At 54.0% G+C, this 16,344-nt stretch carries 19 protein-coding genes; 10 read left to right on the top strand and 9 right to left on the bottom strand.

Annotated features, from left to right (window positions below; all coding sequences use genetic code 11):
* Nucleotides 1-160 precede the first annotated feature (160 nt).
* The 4 genes from FHW17_RS17440 (at nucleotide 161) to FHW17_RS17455 (ending at nucleotide 4,572) form a co-directional block, all read left to right on the top strand.
* Nucleotides 161-1,171, top strand: a complete 1,011-nt coding sequence (locus FHW17_RS17440; RefSeq protein ID WP_112526841.1) for an iron ABC transporter substrate-binding protein — start codon at nucleotides 161-163, stop codon at nucleotides 1,169-1,171.
* A gap of 201 nt (nucleotides 1,172-1,372) precedes the next feature.
* Nucleotides 1,373-2,911 (top strand): iron ABC transporter permease, encoded by a 1,539-nt coding sequence (locus tag FHW17_RS17445; protein ID WP_348643757.1) that lies wholly within the window; start codon nucleotides 1,373-1,375, stop codon nucleotides 2,909-2,911.
* On the top strand, nucleotides 2,908-3,990 hold the full coding sequence (locus tag FHW17_RS17450; RefSeq protein ID WP_182510427.1) for an ABC transporter ATP-binding protein: 1,083 nt from the start codon (nucleotides 2,908-2,910) through the stop codon (nucleotides 3,988-3,990). Before FHW17_RS17445 ends, FHW17_RS17450 begins: the two co-directional genes overlap by 4 nt.
* Nucleotides 3,991-4,059: 69 nt before the next feature.
* Complete coding sequence (locus FHW17_RS17455; RefSeq protein WP_113097190.1) at nucleotides 4,060-4,572, top strand: DUF1993 domain-containing protein; 513 nt, start codon at nucleotides 4,060-4,062, stop codon at nucleotides 4,570-4,572.
* Nucleotides 4,573-4,590: 18 nt separating this feature from the next.
* Here the strand turns inward: FHW17_RS17455 and FHW17_RS17460 are convergent, their stop codons facing one another.
* Nucleotides 4,591-4,953 (bottom strand): DUF6481 family protein, encoded by a 363-nt coding sequence (locus tag FHW17_RS17460; protein WP_182510428.1) that lies wholly within the window; start codon nucleotides 4,951-4,953, stop codon nucleotides 4,591-4,593.
* A gap of 308 nt (nucleotides 4,954-5,261) precedes the next feature.
* Here FHW17_RS17460 and FHW17_RS17465 point away from each other — a divergent pair, with 308 nt between their 5' ends.
* The gene (locus FHW17_RS17465) at nucleotides 5,262-5,588 is read left to right on the top strand and encodes a hypothetical protein (RefSeq protein WP_091885969.1); all 327 of its coding nucleotides are present in this window, start codon (nucleotides 5,262-5,264) and stop codon (nucleotides 5,586-5,588) included.
* Between the two features lie 33 nt (nucleotides 5,589-5,621).
* On the opposite strand, the gene FHW17_RS17470 is transcribed toward FHW17_RS17465, so the two are convergent.
* The 7 genes from FHW17_RS17470 to FHW17_RS17500 form a co-directional block, all read right to left on the bottom strand.
* On the bottom strand, nucleotides 5,622-5,828 hold the full coding sequence (locus tag FHW17_RS17470) for a molybdopterin-binding protein (protein WP_091885971.1): 207 nt from the start codon (nucleotides 5,826-5,828) through the stop codon (nucleotides 5,622-5,624).
* 153 nt (nucleotides 5,829-5,981) lie between these two features.
* On the bottom strand, nucleotides 5,982-7,559 hold the full coding sequence (locus FHW17_RS17475; protein ID WP_162730287.1) for an EAL domain-containing protein: 1,578 nt from the start codon (nucleotides 7,557-7,559) through the stop codon (nucleotides 5,982-5,984).
* 149 nt (nucleotides 7,560-7,708) lie between these two features.
* On the bottom strand, nucleotides 7,709-8,962 hold the full coding sequence (locus FHW17_RS17480) for a hypothetical protein (RefSeq protein WP_227986665.1): 1,254 nt from the start codon (nucleotides 8,960-8,962) through the stop codon (nucleotides 7,709-7,711).
* Nucleotides 8,963-9,075: 113 nt separating this feature from the next.
* Nucleotides 9,076-9,483: a hypothetical protein gene (locus FHW17_RS17485; RefSeq protein ID WP_162700309.1), complete on the bottom strand. Its 408-nt coding sequence runs from the start codon at nucleotides 9,481-9,483 to the stop codon at nucleotides 9,076-9,078.
* A 232-nt stretch (nucleotides 9,484-9,715) separates the two neighbouring features.
* Complete coding sequence (gene copD / locus FHW17_RS17490; RefSeq protein ID WP_246706888.1) at nucleotides 9,716-10,600, bottom strand: copper homeostasis membrane protein CopD; 885 nt, start codon at nucleotides 10,598-10,600, stop codon at nucleotides 9,716-9,718.
* Nucleotides 10,600-10,971, bottom strand: a complete 372-nt coding sequence (gene copC / locus FHW17_RS17495) for a copper homeostasis periplasmic binding protein CopC (RefSeq protein ID WP_112526853.1) — start codon at nucleotides 10,969-10,971, stop codon at nucleotides 10,600-10,602. Before copC ends, copD begins: the two co-directional genes overlap by 1 nt.
* 76 nt (nucleotides 10,972-11,047) lie before the next feature.
* Entirely contained in the window at nucleotides 11,048-11,644 is a 597-nt protein-coding gene (locus FHW17_RS17500; protein WP_246706889.1) for a histidine phosphatase family protein, read from the bottom strand.
* A 233-nt stretch (nucleotides 11,645-11,877) separates the two neighbouring features.
* Between FHW17_RS17500 and FHW17_RS17505 the strand changes: the two genes are divergently transcribed.
* From FHW17_RS17505 to FHW17_RS17525, 5 genes are all read left to right on the top strand, one after another.
* The gene (locus FHW17_RS17505) at nucleotides 11,878-12,087 is read left to right on the top strand and encodes a CbtB-domain containing protein (protein WP_091885989.1); all 210 of its coding nucleotides are present in this window, start codon (nucleotides 11,878-11,880) and stop codon (nucleotides 12,085-12,087) included.
* Nucleotides 12,088-12,099: 12 nt separating this feature from the next.
* Nucleotides 12,100-12,840: a CbtA family protein gene (locus tag FHW17_RS17510; RefSeq protein ID WP_112526858.1), complete on the top strand. Its 741-nt coding sequence runs from the start codon at nucleotides 12,100-12,102 to the stop codon at nucleotides 12,838-12,840.
* A 79-nt stretch (nucleotides 12,841-12,919) separates the two neighbouring features.
* On the top strand, nucleotides 12,920-13,582 hold the full coding sequence (locus FHW17_RS17515; protein WP_112526860.1) for a hypothetical protein: 663 nt from the start codon (nucleotides 12,920-12,922) through the stop codon (nucleotides 13,580-13,582).
* Nucleotides 13,583-13,620: 38 nt separating this feature from the next.
* A complete protein-coding gene (locus tag FHW17_RS17520) occupies nucleotides 13,621-14,835 on the top strand; it encodes a CocE/NonD family hydrolase (protein WP_210275933.1) in 1,215 nt (404 codons plus the stop codon).
* A gap of 169 nt (nucleotides 14,836-15,004) precedes the next feature.
* Nucleotides 15,005-15,355, top strand: coding sequence for a DMT family protein (locus FHW17_RS17525; RefSeq protein WP_112526864.1), 351 nt, complete (start codon nucleotides 15,005-15,007; stop codon nucleotides 15,353-15,355).
* A 3-nt stretch (nucleotides 15,356-15,358) separates the two neighbouring features.
* Here the strand turns inward: FHW17_RS17525 and FHW17_RS17530 are convergent, their stop codons facing one another.
* The gene (locus tag FHW17_RS17530; RefSeq protein WP_182510430.1) at nucleotides 15,359-16,321 is read right to left on the bottom strand and encodes a hypothetical protein; all 963 of its coding nucleotides are present in this window, start codon (nucleotides 16,319-16,321) and stop codon (nucleotides 15,359-15,361) included.
* Between the last annotated feature and the right edge of the window lie 23 nt (nucleotides 16,322-16,344).

A 16,344-nucleotide genomic window follows, 5' to 3' on the forward strand; every position in this document is an offset into this window, starting at 1 on the left:
AAATCATACATAACATCTTCGTGATGCCGGTTTCATGGCCAAACCGCGGTCATTTTTGTTGACCGTACCGCTCATGTTTTGTATGGCTCGATTGTTCCGTGGGCAGTTGCCGATACGACAAAAATTTGCTCTGCAAGCCTTACAAATCAAAGGGGTTTTTATGAAAATCAACTTTCCGACTATTGCCAGTGTCGCCGCGCTCGCGGTTGCCATCATTGCTTCACCCGCTCTGGCGCAAAATGCCGACGGTATTGTTGTGTACAACGCCCAGCACGAAAGCCTGACCAAGGAGTGGGCCGATGGCTTTACCAAGGAAACAGGCATCAAGGTGACGATCCGCAATGGCAAGGACATGGAACTGGCCAACCAGATCGTTCAGGAAGGTGCCGCCTCACCCGCCGATGCGTTCCTGACGGAAAACTCTCCGGGAGTGGTGCTTGTCGATAATGCCAAGCTCTTCGCGCCACTCGACAAGGCTGTGCTTGATCAGGTTCCAGCGAATTTCCGCCCTGAACATGGCCGCTGGACCGGCGTTGCTGCCCGTTCAACCGTATTTGCCTATGACAAGACGAAGCTGACTGAAGACAAACTGCCAAAGTCCCTGCTCGACCTTGCTGATACCAGCTGGAAAGGCCGCTGGGGTGCAGCACCAGCAGGCGCTGACTTTCAGGCCATCGTCAGTGCGCTTCTGGAACTGAAAGGTGAAGAAACCACAGCCAAATGGTTGAAGGCACTGAAAGAAAATTCAAAAGCCTATAAGGGCAACAGCGTTGCCATGAAAGCCGTTAACGCGGGTGAAATCGAAGGCGCCGTCATTTATCACTACTACTATTTTGGCGATAAGGCCAAGACAGGCGAAAACACCAAGAATGTTTCCCTGCACTACTTCAAACATGAAGATCCGGGTGCATTTGTCAGCATTTCCGGTGGCGGTGTCCTCGCTTCAAGCAAGCATAAGGAAGACGCGCAGGCATTCCTGAAGTGGGTTACGGGCAAGGCTGGTCAGGCAATCCTGAAGGACGGCGATTCCTTCGAATATGCCGTTGGCAAGGATGCTGCTTCCAATGCGGCACTCGTGCCCTTGGCTGATCTGCAGGCCCCGAAGGTTGAACCTTCCAAGCTCAACAGCAAGAAGGTCACTGATCTGATGACTGCTGCGGGTCTGCTGTAATCCTGACGCCGATAATCCGGCACTGAAAAAACAACCGGCACCCCCTGCAGCGACATTTGGTCCTGCGGGGGGTGTTCTTCTATTTTCCTTCAGATAAGAAGGCCAATCAGGCCGCTGCGAAGCGCCCATGCCCATGAAAGCAAATGTGAATTGGTATCATCAGGATCAATAAGCAGCACAGCCGCTACGCCGCTGCCGCCGGTGTCACTGAAAGTCAGGCGCCGCTTGCCGTTCCTGTCTGTTTTTGGCCTTGCGGGTATTGTCGCGGCTTTTAGCCTGCTTCCACTCGGGTTTGTTATCTGGGTTACTGTTCAGACCGGCTGGGACACGGTCATTGCATTGGTGTTTCGCGGCCGCGTCGGGGAACTCCTGATCAATACGGTCTTGCTGGAAGTCTGGACGATCCCGCTTTCAATCCTTCTCGCAGTCAGTCTCGCATGGCTCACGGAGCGCACTGATCTGCCCGGTGCGCGGCTTTGGGCATGGCTGGCCGTTGCGCCGCTTGCTGTACCGGCATTTGTCCACAGCTATGCCTGGATCAGCATTGCGCCAAGCCTGCATGGCCTGTCCGGCGGGGTTCTCGTTTCCGTGCTTGCCTATTTCCCGTTTCTTTATCTGCCGGTTGCTGCCCAGATGCGACGTGTCGATCCGGCCATGGAAGATGTCGGCGCATCGCTTGGGCTTGGTCCGTGGCGTGTGTTTTTCCGCGTATTGCTGCCGCAGCTGCGCTTTGCGATTTGCGGCGGTTCGCTGCTGATCGGTCTACACCTTCTGGCGGAATACGGTCTTTTTGTCATGATCCGGTTCGATACTTTCGCCACGGCAATCGTCGACCAGTTCCAGTCCACGTTCAACGGCCCTGCTGCCAATATGCTGGCGGGTGTATTGGTGTTGTGTTGTGCGGGTTTGCTGGGGCTTGAAGTCCTGATCCGCGGCAATGAACGCTATGCACGCGTGGGCTCAGGTTCAGCGCGGCCGATCACCAGACATCGGCTTGGCTGGTTTACCCTTCCCTGTCTGCTGATCCCTTTGACTACTACGGCACTGGCGCTCGGTGTTCCCTTTGTGACACTGACACGCTGGCTTATTGCCGGAGGAGCGGCTGTCTGGGATATTGATGCCATCAGCACGGCATTTTCCACTACACTTCTTCTGGCTGTTGCCGGAGCCCTTCTGGCCACGGTTGCGGTCATCCCCATGGCATGGCTTTCCGTCAGAGCGCCCGGCCGCGTCCAACGCGTGCTAGAGGCTTGCCATTATTATGTCGGTTCCCTGCCCGGCGTTGTTGTTGCGCTGGCTCTTGTAACGATCACGGTGCGCGTTGTCCTGCCGCTCTATCAGACCGTAGCGACGCTGCTTCTGGCCTATGGCCTGCTTTTTCTGCCGCGTGCATTGGTGGGCCTGCGCTCCAGCATTGCCCAAGCTCCCGTCGAGCTTGAACGCGCTGCTATGGCGCTTGGACGAACGCCCGCGCAGGCGGTGATGCAGATTACCATGCGACTGGCGACACCGGGCGCTGCCGCCAGCGTGGCGCTCGTTGCACTTGGTATTACCAATGAACTGACGGCAACGCTGATGCTCGCCCCCAATGGTACACGCACACTGGCCACGGAATTCTGGGCGCTGACCAGTGAGATTGATTATGCGGCGGCGGCACCCTATGCACTGATGATGGTTGTGCTGTCACTCCCGTTGACACTTCTGCTGCACGCCCAATCAAAACGGATTGTTGGACGATGACCTTTCTCGACATTCAGGGCGTAACAAAACGCTATGGCGTGACCTCAGCGGTTGATGATGTGACGCTCTCCATTGAAGCGGGCAGCCGCACGGCCATTGTGGGACCGTCAGGGTCTGGCAAGACAACATTGCTCCGTCTTATCGGCGGCTTTGAAGCGCCCGATGAAGGCCGGATAACACTTAAGAACGAGGTTCTGGCGGAAGGCCCCTCAATCGTTCCCGCGCACCGTCGCAGCGTCGGCTTTGTCACGCAGGATGGCTCGCTGTTTCCACATCTGACCGTTGCTGCCAATATCGGGTTTGGGTTGGACAAACGAAGCCCGGACCGTGATCGACGTGTTCTGGAACTCATGGACATGGTGGAACTTGACCGCGTCATGCTTCACCGTCGCCCGCATCAACTGTCGGGAGGACAGCAGCAGCGCGTGTCCCTTGCGCGCGCACTCGCACGGCAACCCCAATTGATGCTGCTCGACGAGCCGTTCTCGGCCCTCGATACGGGCTTGCGTGAAAACATGCGCAAAGTGGTTGCGGAAGTACTGAAAAGAGCTGGGATTACGACCATTTTGGTGACGCATGATCAGGCGGAAGCCCTTTCCTTTGCCGATCATGTTGCGGTGATGCGGCAGGGAAAACTGGTTCAGGCAGGCCCGCCGCGCACCTTGTATCTCAACCCGACAGACCCTACGACAGCATCCTTTCTCGGCGATGCCATTCTTTTGCCGGCAGAACTTGGTGACGGATGGGTTGATTGCGCCTTTGGCCGCCTCGCCGCAAAGACCCATAAGCGTCTTGGTGCTGCGGAAATCATGCTGCGCCCGGAACAGTTGAGCCTCGTCACAGTGCCCGAAAAGGAAGCCATGGCGGCGCTCGACAATACCGTTCGCTATGGCAAGGTGGTTGATATTGAATTCGGCGGCGCCGTATGCACGTTGATGGTTGCGATCCTTGATAATCAGAGCGCTTTCAATGGCGGGACACCCGCGCCGGTACAGATCAGATGTTCTGCAGTCAATTTGCCTTCAATTGGTGATCACGTCCGCATTGAAGTCCTTGGCGAGCCGCATATATTTGCCTGATGCGATTGCTGTTCCGATTATCGGAAGAGCAATATGCCAAACAAGCATGCTCCCCGGAAGGAACGCTCCATGTCGCTTTCAATGTACCAGATTTCAGTCCCGGTCTTTATCCGCGGCTTTTCAATCCTCTCGGCGCTGATTGCCAAAGCCGAGGCCTATGCCGCGGAAAAGAAGATCGACCCTAACGTACTCGTCAATGCCCGTCTTGCACCGGATATGCTGCCGTTCTCAGGTCAGGTCCAGCGTGCCAGCGATACATCCAAAGCAACGATTGGCCGCCTGACCGACGTCAAAACACCAAGCTTTCCTGATACCGAGACAAGTTTCGCCGATCTGAAAACGCGCATTGCCAATACGGTGGCTTTTCTGGAAGGCCTCGACGCATCGGCGCTTGACACCAGTGATCAGCGTGAAGTGACCTTGAGTTTCGGTGAAAACAAGGCACATCTCGACGGGCATGGTTACATGTTGAAGTTCGCTTTACCGAACTTCTTTTTCCACATCACCACGGCACACGACATCCTCCGGCACAATGGTGTTCCCATTGGCAAGCTGGATTATCTGGGTGCTTACAGCAACTGAATGTAGGCGTCAGAGCGACTAGCGCTGCCTGGCTTTGCGGGCAGCGTAGCGGCGATCACGTTCGGCCTTGCGTTCGGCTTCGTCAGCAAGAACGCGCGCGATGCGGTTGCTGGATTCAGCCTGCATCGCATTTGCTGCAGCCGCTGCTGCTTCGGCAGCTACGGCGGCTTCCGCAAGTTTACGGTCCCGCTCTTCCTGCTTTATCCGCTCGCGTTCTGCCTGCCGTGCTGCGCGCGCAGCGGCGATTGCTTCCCGTTCCGCACGCTTGGCCAACATTTCAGGGTCTGTCGGCTTTGGGGCTTTTTCGAACTTTTTGAGAAGCAGTTGCTTAGCCTCGGCCGCCGCTTTGCGGCGATCGGCAAATTCATTAAGGTGTTTCAATCCGGGGTAGTCCTTGTATGGGTCATCTGGATATCTGCTGGAGGCGCCCTCGGCAATATTGCCGGTTGCGCAACAGTGCGCCGCATCGTGCAGCACCGCAGATATGCATCCTGTAACCTACCCGGCACGCTGTGACAATAAAAGCTCGTCGCAAACCGCAATTGAATTATCAAGTTTTCAGGCTCAATGTAACATCTGGTGTCGATGACACAAAAAGAAGGTGAAAACCCGAGGGCTAATCACCATATCTGTGATGTATCGAGGCACAGAAACCTGTCGCTCTGAACAGGTGCCTAGGGGAGAGCAAAATGGCTCACATTGAATACCAGCTGCATGCCTTTGATCTTGATAGCAAATTTGGTTTTGCTGATGGTAACATGTTTGGGTCTTTGCTGCGCGAAAAGCTCGGCAAGCTGGCTCCCAACAAACGTGAGGTTCTGGTGGAATGCGTCAAACGCTTTCTGCTTCCGGCAATTCCGCGCCGTGTCAGGACCATGATTGTTGCCAAGGGACACAACCCGATCCGCCTTGTTGACGGCGAAACGATCGATGATGTGGAAGATGTGACCGTCGGCATCAAGGAAAAAGACGTGTTGCACATAGCAATTGAGCTTTTGCGCCGCACGAAAAAGTAACGCCGCATGGTTCCACGCGGCGCTTAGCGGTGATCAGTCGACAGCGACCATAACATCAGACGCTTTCACAACCGCGTAGGCGCTGTTGCCGACCTTGAGTTGCAATTCATCGACTGCCTCATTGGTGATGGATGCAGTGACGATTGATCCGCCCACATCGATACGCACATGAGCCGTCGTGGCTCCCTTGGTGACTTCGACGATGGTACCCTTCAAGCGATTGCGCGCGCTGATTTTCATGGTGTTTCTCCTGTTGTTTGCCGCACTTTAGACGGCGTGCAGTTCAATACAATGAATGAAAGAAAAGACCTCGAAAAATGAGGCTGTTCTTATCAAGATTTATGCGAAAGTTTATCATCCTGATCAGGCTGAATAGTCGGTATCACTGGCTGACTAAGGTTTAAAGAAGCGCTCTGTTTCTTCAATCGTCACGAGATCGCCTGATGACTGCCACTGATCGACACCTGATCGCAGCAGCGTTTCATTGTTTGCACGCCCTTCCAGCCCATCAGCGCTGACCACCAATCCCAGCCCCTGCCCAAGACCGGCAAGTGCGCGCACCATTTTCGCGGTTTCTTCCTCGTTCATGTTCTCAATGAAACGGCGGTCAATCTTGATCTTGTCGAGCTTGAATTCCTGAATGTGGTAGAGGTTGGAATATCCCGTGCCAAAATTGTCGAGGGTTAATTTTACTCCGGCTGCGCGCAGTGGTCCGAGTGCGAGCTTGGCGGCCTCCAGATCATGCACGACGAGGCTTTCAGTGATTTCAATATCCAGCTGCTGTGCGGCGAATCCGGTTGATTGAAGCAATTGCAGGATTGTCTTGCCAAACTCCCGGTCTCTAAGCTGTCCGGGAAGCACGTCTATCGACAAGGTAACGTTGGCGGGCCATTGCCGGGCTGCCATGAACGCTTTTTCAAAAATACGCTGACCAAGGGCGTAAATCAGCCCCGTTTCTTCCGCTATCGGCAAAAACCGGTCTGGTGGCACTTCCTTGCCATCTGCAGCAATCCAGCTGGGCACGGCCTCAAAACCGATCACCTTACCGGAACGCAGGTCAAATGAAGGACGGAAGCGGACATTGATACCATCATTGGCAACAGCGGCGCGCAAATCACGCTCAAGCTGTTCGCGCTCCTGCACCAGCCGGTCCATATCCTGTTCAAAAAAGCGGAACGTCGAACGGCGTTCTGCCTTGGCACGATAAAGTGCCACGTCAGCCTTACGAACAGCGTCTTCACCCGAGTGAGCATCCGTTGGCAGCAATGCGATACCAATGCCTGCGCCTGCATCATAATGGATTGACCCGACAACGATCGGCTCCCGCAATTCATCGACAATGCGCAAAGCGATATTGGCGGCAGATTCCGCTCCAGCCAAATGCTGGGCCAGAATAATGAATTCATCACCGCCAAGCCGTGCAAGAAGATCGCCATCGCGAATGGTACGCTGCAGCCTCTGGCCGATCACAACAAGCACGTCGTCGCCGACACCATGACCATAGGCATCATTGATCTGTTTGAAGCCATTGAGATCAAGAATGATCACGGCATGGACGGCGCCGGTGCGTGGTGGAGACGCAATCGCCATCCGCAACGCTTCCTCAAATTGCCGGCGATTGGCAAGGCCCGTCAAAGGATCTTGATAGGCCAGAATGCGGGCCTGTTTCTCCGCTTCGATCCGGCGCGCGATTTCACGTTTCTGCTCAAGATAACGCCTTATGGCAAAGCCGAGCAATCCGAGTGCAAGGACGGACCCGAGCAGCAATGTCTCATCCAGCTCGATCAGCAATTCGCCTGAACTGACGCTTCCTTCGGTTTCGAAAATATCGATCTGAAAAGCCACATAGGCAAGCACCAGCAAAATCGCCAGCAGAATACCCAAATCCTGTATGCTCACACGGTTGCGCACAACGAAACTCCAAAAGCGCGCATAAAATCCGACGGACTCATTCTCACGTTTTCCCTGCATAATCTGTTCGTTTCCAACCCCAGACCGATCATTTGTGTCCAGCAGCATTGCTGACTGCCCGAGCAGTTGCCGCAATGGGGCAATGTGATCAGAAATCACGCATTCCATTGCGGCAGCTCGTATCTCGCCGGTCTTTTATCCATTTTACTCTAGTTGAAGTAAAAGGCGTAAGACGCAAAGTTTCCTTCGAAGATATTGGTAATCTGGCTCCATTCGCCACTGGTCATGGCAGGGCCATCCTGCAGATACGGTACGGCAGCCGGGCCCGTTACCCAAAGCACAAAGTCGAAGGGTTTTGGATCATCGAAAACCTTTGCAAGGTTGATGCCTTTATCAAAGCGCCAGTGAGGAACGAGAATCTTGCCATCAAGGGCCGCTTCAAACTGCGAGAGCACGGCAAGCCAGGCCTGAATACGTTCAGGCGTCACCTCAAAGGATGGCAGAACGCCGCTCTTCTGTTTTGGTCCTGGCAGCCATTCGTGATCGTCATCGGTTTCCTTGTCAATCAGCGCCCAGGTTTCGCGGTTGAGAACAATGACCTTTTTCAGATGATCGCGTACCTCGCCCCACATCGCCTTGTCGGCAACGGGCCAGCGGATTGTGTGGATGAGTGTAACAAAATCGGCGATATCATCAGCTTGCGCTTTTCTGACACCGAACATCGTCTCGTCTTCGCCGCCCTTGCCATTGGCCTCTGACATGGTCGAGACGGCTCGCGGAAAGACAACACTGAAACTGCTGTTCCAGCTTTCGGAAAAATCGTGGGAAAGCCATGCCTTGGCGACAGCCATCAGAAGGTTATCATAGCCTTGCAGCCATTTCGCATCGGCGGTGTCAAAACCAACGATGAATGGTACAGGCTCGCCCTTCTCATCCGTATCTGAGAAAGCTCGGCCAATGTGATCCTCCGGCCCGACTGTCCCGTCACCATTCCAGTCAAACCGCGCAACGGATAGATCAACTTTCAGCTTTGCCGGCTTGTTGCCAACGGCTGCAAGCGCCTTGTCAGCGGAATCAAGATCAGCAATGAATGCTGCGAGAATCCCGCGAAACTGGTCGTAAGTGATGGGCTCCGGATTATAATTTCTGGCAATTTCGCTGGAACCGCGTCCGAGAAACATCTCATAGCCGTCCGACTTTGAAGCAAATCCATAACGATAAAGCGATTGTGACAGCTTTTCGAAGGCCCGGGCGGAGCGCACGAGTCCAAGACCTAGCTGCGCATCGGCGTTATCAGTGGCTTTGGCAGCCAGAGCAATCATTTGCTCATCGGCTTCGCCGATCCGGCCATTGGCCAGATATTTCTGGAACAATTCAGTTGCGGCACTTTCTGCCCGCGCTGCCGCCGACAGGTTAAAACAGGCAAAGCTTGCCACGACGATCAGGGAAATGAGTTTTTTCACGCAGATTTTCCGTTGTTGATGACATCAAACAACGGATTGATAGTCTGGAGAAACGCAAAAGTCTGCAAAATACAATCAAGCCGGTCAGTTATACACTTTTAGCTTTCGTGTTTTTAAAGCGAAAACTTATCGTCCTGTGTAAATTGATCTGTCTTTTCAGACTCTGATCGCAAGACTTCCTGCATACGATCCAGTGCGCGCATGGCAGCGAAAAGCACTTCCCGGTCATGCTGGTGTGCTTCGAAAAGAGCGACGAAGGCAGGATTGGTGATTTCATGCGGTTTTGGTGCCGCCTTGGCCTTGTTCAAGCTCTCATCAGCAGCGCGTCTTGCTTTATCGACCTGACTACGCGCCGCATCCACATCCGACAACGTCTTGAAATACTGGCTCATTGTGCGCTTTGCCGATTTTGGTGAACGTCCGACGGCACCGGAGAGCAACAGCTGATGGCCCTGCTCTAACGGAGTGCTGTTCCCGGCTCGCCCGGAAGATCTGCTGTTCAAGTCGGATATGCTTTTCATGGGCCATTCTCTTACGATTGGCCTGAGCATAGGGCATCAGTCCCCAGGCTGAAACGAAAGCGCGGTTAAAACATCGGCAAAAACAGGCACCGGATTCCGGTTCTGTCCCTCTTGCTAGAACCAGATTGCGTTTTGCCAGCCTCCCAACTCTTTGGGAGGCTCGCGCCTCCAGAATCATATTCTGGGTTTTGCGGGATGATGGGCGGTCTGCAACCATCGCATGTAAGCAGTTTTACACGGGTTCGAGCATACCAAACCATGCCACAAGCCCGAGCACGGCAAATCCCAGAACAATCTCCATAAGCGTTCCATACCATATCGCCTGTATCGAATTTACGTTGCGGGTTCGCATGCGCGGCACAAAGACATAGCGGTTTACAATGGCCAGCGCCGTCAGGAGGATTACAAGAATGATCTTCAACGCCAGCAATGCCTGATAGGGCGAGGAAAAGTCCGTTGGAACATGTCCAAGGGTAAGAATGGTGTTGATCACACCGGATAAGATCACAAGCGCAACAGCAATATGACCTGCAGTGGAAAATCGCATCAGTGCCAATTGTGCAGACTGATGATATCCGGGCTGGCGCAACAGACCGAGGACCAACAGGACGGGGATCAGCGCTCCGATCCAAGCGCCGCCCGATAGGACATGCACCATGTCATTGAAACGATGGGCCAAGCCAATCCAACCATCTTGCATTGTTGCGTGGCCTGAAAAAGCCAAACTTATCAGGAGCAATCCAGATGCGACCATCGTAACAGCACCCGCTTTTCCTGCTGGCAGCACGAGCGCGGGCGTAAGCAGCGTTGCTGCAATTGCCTGAATGAACCATGCGTTACCAACGCTGGTTTCGAGCAGAACGTCCCGGATCGTCGATAGATCAACAGCATCGCTCCAACCCTGCCCGATGGCTCCCGTCTGAAACGGAAGCGCCAGGAATGTCGATACAATAGCCAGAATAATGGCGCTGAGACGCGCGGTGCGAAGGCGTTGCCCGATGTCGAATCTAAGAGCTTGAGGTACAAGCACCGTCAGATAGGCAAACGCACCCCACAGGAACATCGCAGATAGGTTGCGAATAAGCCTGCACAGAATGAGCGCAGTTTCCGGTTCCATCAGGGCTTAACGGTGAAGGTGTAGCTGCCCTTTGTCTTATGGCCATCGGTTGAAAGCACCTGCCAGTTAACCGTGTATCCGCCCGCCGAAAGAGGTTTGGAGATTGGTATCACCAGTGTCGTGTTGTCGCCGGTTGCCAGCTTGGCCTTATCAGTCGCAACGGCGGCTTTGTCTGTTCCGGTCACGGTTGCTGACGAGAATTTCAGGTTAAGCCCTTCGGAAAATGTCAGATCAAGCTCAGTGGGCGATGTGGTGACAACAGCGTTTTCGGCGGGTGTTGCGCTCTTCAGATGTGCGTGAGCAAATGCCTCGCCCGCTATGCCTGTACTGAGAACGGCGGCAATGGTGAGAATATGGGTTAGCTTGGACATAGGAACTCCTTGAGGCGATGTTTGAAAAGACGCTGTTGCACAGTTGCAGCGCAAATTAAGCCGGAATTTGGCCTGTTCATGTCGTGTTGCCTTCTATAGGCGATGGCAAATTGGCACAGGCCCGCAACATCCATCTTCGCCCATCGCTGCGCAGTTCGGTGAAACTCAATGGCTCGACATCAACACGCCAGAATGCGGAAACGGGTGCCTGCAAAGTATAGAGAATGGCGGCGCGGATAACCAAGGCGTGGCTCACGACGATTGTATGGCCACCATCATCCAAATGTGCCTCCATCCAGCCCGAAATCCTTCGAAGAAGATCGTTGAAGGACTCACCCCCATGGGGTGCCGAATCGGGATCATTCATCCAGTTCCCTGCATTGTCAGGATCTGACGCATGAATATCGGTGAGCGACCTTCCTGCCCAACGTCCATAATCCATATCTGCCATAGCTGCATCGACTGTAGCTTCCAGCCCTAAAGCTTCGGCAGTCTGCCGCGCACGCAGCGCAGGGCTGGTCAAAAAATGGTGCGCATGGCGCAATTGACCGGCGAATCCAGCCGCGCGCTGTGTCTCTCCCGGAGTAAGCGCTTCATCAAGCGGAAATGCACCCGCATGCGTCGCCGATGTCGCTCCGTGACAAACAAATGTCAAACGCGTGGCTTTTGTCAAAATATCCCCTGCAAACTCTTGAGAAAAATACGAAAACAGCGCCATGGCCGTTCATTGACAGCGTGCAGCGCGCACAGATATAAACGTGGAGTTGCGGGTTTGGAAGCCGGTGAAATTCCGGAGCGGTCGCGCCACTGTAATTCAGTCAGCTGTTCATAGGCTGGTTGTAAGCCAGACCCTAACCGTAACATCATTCATTCCGTTATCGAACGCGTCATTCTGGGAGAAAGTTTATGTCCGATATCACTCTAGCGCCTGCAGCCGGCGTCACACCAATTCCTCTTGGTGAAGTTCTGCCATGGGCCATTTTTGGTGGCCTGCTTCTGCTGCTTGCGATCTATTTTATCGGCGCGGAAGAAGGCGCAATGTCACTCTTCTCGGGCATGTATGTGCATGAATTCGTGCACGATGGCCGCCATCTCCTCGGCTTCCCCTGCCATTAAGGAGATCGGTCAATGACTAGAAGTCTTTTGATCCGCGGCATGATCGCGGGTTTGCTGGCTGGTTTGCTGGCCTTTGGTTTTGCCCGGGTTTTCGGTGAACCACAGGTCGACCATGCCATTGCATTCGAGGAGAAGATGAGCCAGGCCGCGGGTGAAGTCGCCGAACCTGAGATCGTCTCCCGCGAAACGCAGGCCGGTCTTGGCCTTTTCACCGGCGTTGTTGTTTTCAGCACAGCTCTTGGCGGACTGTTTTCTCTGGTCTTCGCTTTTGCCCATGGCCGGGTCAGTTCATTCAGCCCGCGTGCAACGGCCGCCCTGCTCGCCTTGGCCGGTTACATCGCGATTGTGCTGGTGCCCGCCATCAAATATCCCATGAACCCGCCAGCTGTCGGTAGTCCTGATACGATTGCCGCCAGAACGGAACTGTTCTTTGTTATGCTGGTGGTATCTGTCGGTGCTCTTGCGGCAGCTACGGGACTGGCAAGCCGCCTGCGTGCCCAGCATGGTGCGTGGAATTCGGCATTGATTGCCGGTGCCGCCTATGTCGTTTTCATTGTTCTCGTGCAGTATCTTCTGCCGGCAATCCACGAAGTTCCGGAACAGTTTTCACCGACCGTTCTATGGAACTTCCGCGTTGCCTCGCTTGGCTTGCATGTGGTCATCTGGACGACCATCGGTCTTGTCTTCGGCGTTCTGGCTGAACGGGTTTTGGCTTCGCACCGTCCAAGCTACCGGTTGCAAACCGCGCGCTGATTGACTTGCCTGAACGCCTGCATTGCGGCGTTCAGGCCTGACTCCTATAGATGCGTCTGCCACCGCCGATTGGATAATTATGAGATCGGAAACTCCCCCCAAATATCCGCGACGCGCAATCGGCCCGCTTGCCGGAGCCATCATTGCCTGCATACTCCTGTTTTTGTCGCCAAACTCGGTTGCATGGGCACATCGCAGCAGCGCAGGCACAGATACATCAGGCATTTCCATTCCAAGTCTGTCCCATGGCGAAATGGCCATCATTGCCAACTATCGTAAGCCGATCCTTGATCTTGCAGCACGGATGACCCGCACGGATGAAACATTCCGGCGGCTCGTCAACTACACCAATATTCAATATAGCTATTGCCTCTGGGGCATTGTTCCCGGCAGTGTTGCCGACGAGGAGAGCCCTTTCAACGAGTGCTCGCATGCCTATCTGGCCGCAGTGAAGGCGGTGCTGGTCTATATGCGCGATATGCCCGAGCATAGGACCACTGTTGACGCACTGGTTTCCGATATTGATGCCGAACTTGTGCGCAATGGCGGGTCGTTTGTCATGTGCCAGTACAGCGGCGATCCCTATAATACCGCCAATATTATCCATCCGCGTTGGAGTGATATTCCGCGCCATCTGACCAGCCTGCTTTCGTTCCTGAGTTTTGCAGTTACGCTTCTTGCCGGGAGCTTTATCTTCCTGCAATTTACACGCGCGCCTCAACGCCCGCTTACCGCCTCGTAGAACGAATTTATCGGTTATTTGGCGACACGTGGGATGTCTTGAAGCGTCTCATTTCAACCTTGGAAAATCGGACGATGCGTCAGCTCTTCATCGCATTGCGCAACGGCACCTTGGTGTTTGCTGCTATTCTGCTTGGCGCAACGTCCGCCAGCGTTGCGGATGAAAATCGAACGCGACAAGTCAATGAGCAACTTGATGGCTTGGTGAGAGAACCTCTTTCGCTGAAGGTGACTTTGCAGGATGGCCGGCAGGCAACTCTCGATGCTTTTGTAACACGCCCGAACAAGTCGGGACGGTTTCCCATTGCCTTGATTACACACGGTACCAACGGAGATGCGAGTGATCGCAAACTTAACCCAAATCGCTTCTCTTCTCCCGCCATCGCATTTGCCCGGCATGGCTATGCCGCCGTTGTCGTTCTGCGGCAGGGATACGGCAAATCAACTGGCGATAATGAATATGTAGGCGGCACCTGCAAGTCCCCAAGGCATGCGAGGGCGGGTAGAGTTGCGCGTGACAATCTCATTGCCGCATTGAAAGCCATTCGGGACCAACCGTGGGCATCAAGTGATCAGACACTTCTTGTTGGAATGTCCTCTGGCGGTTTCGGAGTGCTTGCAACGGGTGCCTTGAATCCGCCGGGTGTGCAGGCTGTCATCAACTTTGACGGCGGACGCGGCGCTCCGGAGAAAGGGCGGTTTTGCGACCAGAATGGTCTCATCAATGCGGTCAGATCTTACGGACAAACAGCCCATATCCCAACTCTTTGGATATATTCCACTAACGACAAGTCATTCTCGCCAACTCTTGGCCGGAAAATGTTTGATAGTTACCGGCAAGCAGGTGGTGTGGCAGAGTTTTTTCAGACGGCTGCCTTCGAGGACGATGGCCACACCATTCTGATATCCGCTCCGGAAAGCTTCTGGTGGCAACGGGTCGCTCTCTTCCTGAAGAACAACAAACTTTCCAATGAAGAACTTGTCACTCTATCAAGCGCCAATTTGTCGCCACCGGACAACATGTCCTTGTCGGGATACGATGCATTTAAGGAATATCTGGCGATGCAGTCCTACGAAAAGGCGTTTGCAACAAACGTCGAGGGTGCCTGGGGTTGGACAACATGGGCACGAACCCGGGAAGAGGCCGCAAAGCGAGCAATTACTCTATGTCAGAAGGGTCGGAAAAAGAATGAGACTGAATGCACCTTGTATGCTGCGGGCAACCAAATGGCCGCCCATGAAAAATCTCATTGATTAATATCTTCCGTTCAATCTTCACTCCTTTCATAGCACTACATCAGGTCAACCGCTGGGCAATACGTCACATTTCCTATGGTGCGTGTTAAAGCCATATGTCCGGATCGTTTTGATCGATTGAACGTTACTGCCTATCGCCACACCTCGTCACAGCCAAGGACACCTCATGCCATCCTTTGATTATATTCGCCCCATTCTCCTGTTGCTTGGCTCCAATGTTTTCATGACATTTGCCTGGTACGGGCATCTCAAGTTTGAAAACCGGCCACTTTTTCTGGTTATCCTTGTTAGCTGGATGATTGCCTTTGCCGAGTATTGCCTGGCTGTGCCAGCAAACCGTTATGGCCATGAAATCTATTCCGCTGCGCAGTTGAAGACCATTCAGGAGGTAATTACCCTTCTGGTTTTCGCCGGTTTCTCGGTGATGTATCTGGGCGAAAAGATCACCATCAATCATCTCGTGGGTTTTGCCATGATCTGCGGCGGTGCATTTTTCGTGTTCAAAGGACCACTTTGAAATTCAGGCGGCAGCAAAGCGTCCCAATGCCTTGGCCTTCAGGTCGCGAAAGGCTTCCGAAGTCTGGTTCAGTCTCTGCTCCCAGTCGGCGTCAACCGCTTGACCTTCGATGGTCTTGAAGTAGACCGTCATCAGCGCAGCAATAGCGAATGGCTCGAGCAGCGCCATTTTCAATGACCATGCCAGCACAATGGCAAAGACAAATACATAGCCGAAACTTGGCCCGGATATCCAGTAAAGCATGGCGGCAGCGGGCGTGAGAGTAGCTACGAAAATACCTGCCGTCATGATCCAGACGATCAATGCCAGCCAGATCGCGTTCTTCACCATGAGCTTGCTGTTCTGGGCGTAAAGCACCACACCACGCATACCATTTTCGAACGGTGAGGCCGCAGTCATGCGAATATTGTAACCAAGAATGATTTCATCAACATAGGTAATCGAGATACGGATAAAACTGTTGAGCAGGCCGACCGCCGCCGTCAGCCCCGGTACAGGAATGAGCGCAGCGAGCCCGGTTGTCAGGGCGCTGATTGATTGCAGAACCGCTTTGATCAACTGATCGAACACGAAGAACAGATTTGCTTCAATAAACCGCTCCGCCACGAGCTTTCTGGCATAGGTCAATTGCCCCTGCCCGCCGGGTATCGGTTTGCCCTCAATCAGATGAACCAGCACGGCAATGTGGCCAGCCTTGAGGATGTAGAGAAAGTATTCGCGCAAACCATAAACCATTGCGGTCGCGGCTACGAAGCCAATGAATCCGCCGATCCCGGCGCACTTTGCAGGCGCTTCAGGATCTGACAGGACAAAGATATGGCCAGCACCATAGCCAACCACTGCGCCGCACGCGACAATGGCACAGTAGACTGCGGGTGTGGCTGTATAGATCACCATGCGTAATAAGACGAACGGCCAGGTTCGCGCCATGATAATCAGCGTTCGGAAGATACTGAAGTTCCACATTTGGTTTGTCTCACATGCGGGCG

Origin of the sequence: Phyllobacterium sp. P30BS-XVII (assembly GCF_014138335.1) — a bacterium.
GTDB lineage: Bacteria > Pseudomonadota > Alphaproteobacteria > Rhizobiales > Rhizobiaceae > Phyllobacterium > Phyllobacterium meliloti.

Excerpts from the sequence above, each read along its gene's own strand:
- FHW17_RS17440 (WP_112526841.1), top strand. The coding sequence starts at position 161 with ATGAAAATCAACTTTCCGACTATTGCCAGTGTCGCCGCGCTCGCGGTT.
- FHW17_RS17450 (WP_182510427.1), top strand. The coding sequence starts at position 2,908 with ATGACCTTTCTCGACATTCAGGGCGTAACAAAACGCTATGGCGTGACC.
- FHW17_RS17455 (WP_113097190.1), top strand. The coding sequence starts at position 4,060 with ATGTCGCTTTCAATGTACCAGATTTCAGTCCCGGTCTTTATCCGCGGC.
- FHW17_RS17465 (WP_091885969.1), top strand. The coding sequence starts at position 5,262 with ATGGCTCACATTGAATACCAGCTGCATGCCTTTGATCTTGATAGCAAA.
- FHW17_RS17470 (WP_091885971.1), bottom strand. The coding sequence starts at position 5,828 with ATGAAAATCAGCGCGCGCAATCGCTTGAAGGGTACCATCGTCGAAGTC.
- FHW17_RS17475 (WP_162730287.1), bottom strand. The coding sequence starts at position 7,559 with ATGCAGGGAAAACGTGAGAATGAGTCCGTCGGATTTTATGCGCGCTTT.
- FHW17_RS17485 (WP_162700309.1), bottom strand. The coding sequence starts at position 9,483 with ATGAAAAGCATATCCGACTTGAACAGCAGATCTTCCGGGCGAGCCGGG.
- copD (WP_246706888.1), bottom strand. The coding sequence starts at position 10,600 with ATGGAACCGGAAACTGCGCTCATTCTGTGCAGGCTTATTCGCAACCTA.
- copC (WP_112526853.1), bottom strand. The coding sequence starts at position 10,971 with ATGTCCAAGCTAACCCATATTCTCACCATTGCCGCCGTTCTCAGTACA.
- FHW17_RS17505 (WP_091885989.1), top strand. The coding sequence starts at position 11,878 with ATGTCCGATATCACTCTAGCGCCTGCAGCCGGCGTCACACCAATTCCT.
- FHW17_RS17510 (WP_112526858.1), top strand. The coding sequence starts at position 12,100 with ATGACTAGAAGTCTTTTGATCCGCGGCATGATCGCGGGTTTGCTGGCT.
- FHW17_RS17515 (WP_112526860.1), top strand. The coding sequence starts at position 12,920 with ATGAGATCGGAAACTCCCCCCAAATATCCGCGACGCGCAATCGGCCCG.
- FHW17_RS17525 (WP_112526864.1), top strand. The coding sequence starts at position 15,005 with ATGCCATCCTTTGATTATATTCGCCCCATTCTCCTGTTGCTTGGCTCC.
- FHW17_RS17530 (WP_182510430.1), bottom strand. The coding sequence starts at position 16,321 with ATGTGGAACTTCAGTATCTTCCGAACGCTGATTATCATGGCGCGAACC.